The 650-nt window shown below is 70.6% G+C and carries 1 protein-coding gene; it reads left to right on the top strand.

Annotated elements, in window-relative coordinates:
* The coding region (locus tag GPA_RS02580; protein ID WP_041238849.1) for a tyrosine-type recombinase/integrase at nt 1–650 on the top strand (650 nt) is incomplete at both ends.

The following is a 650-nucleotide window of genomic DNA, read 5'->3' as shown; positions in this document are numbered from 1 at the left end:
TGGCGGCGACCCACCGGCAGCTGCGCCGCTATCTGGGCGAGCTCGACCGCGCGCAGTACTCGCGCACCACCGTCAACCGGCGCCTCTCGGCGCTGCGCAGCTTCTTCCGCTGGCTCAACGTGACGGGGGTGTGCGATTGCGACCCGGCGAGCGTGCTCTCGGGCCCCCGCCAGCAGAAGGACCTGCCGCATGTCATCCGCGCGGCCGACATGGCGAGGCTGCTCTCGGTGCACGGCAAGCGCGACGCCGCCGGCAACCCGCGCGAGCAGTCGCCCGCCGATCTGCGCAACCTGGCGCTACTGGAGTTCCTGTACGCGTGCGGCGCGCGCGTGTCCGAGGCGTCGGGCCTGCTCGCGGCCAACGTCGACTTCGAGCGCGGTCAGGTGAAGGTGTTCGGCAAGGGGGCGAGGGAGCGCATCGTGCCGCTGCACGACCTGGCGCTCGCCTCCATGCGCACCTACCAGCTGCTCGGCCGCCCCAAGCTGCTCAAGGAGAGGGAGTGCCCGTTCTTCTTCGTGTCCACCCGCGGCAACGGCATGACCACCGACGCCATCCGCAAGATGTTCAAGGAGTCCCTGCGCGCGGCCGGGCTCGACGAGACGCTCTCGCCGCACGACATGCGCCACACCTTCGCCACTGACCTCTTGGAG

The organism is Gordonibacter pamelaeae 7-10-1-b, from assembly GCF_000210055.1.
Taxonomy (GTDB): Bacteria; Actinomycetota; Coriobacteriia; order Coriobacteriales; family Eggerthellaceae; genus Gordonibacter; species Gordonibacter pamelaeae.
Note: the sequence above shows the minus strand (reverse complement) of the source record. Positions and strands in the feature narration are given on the sequence as shown.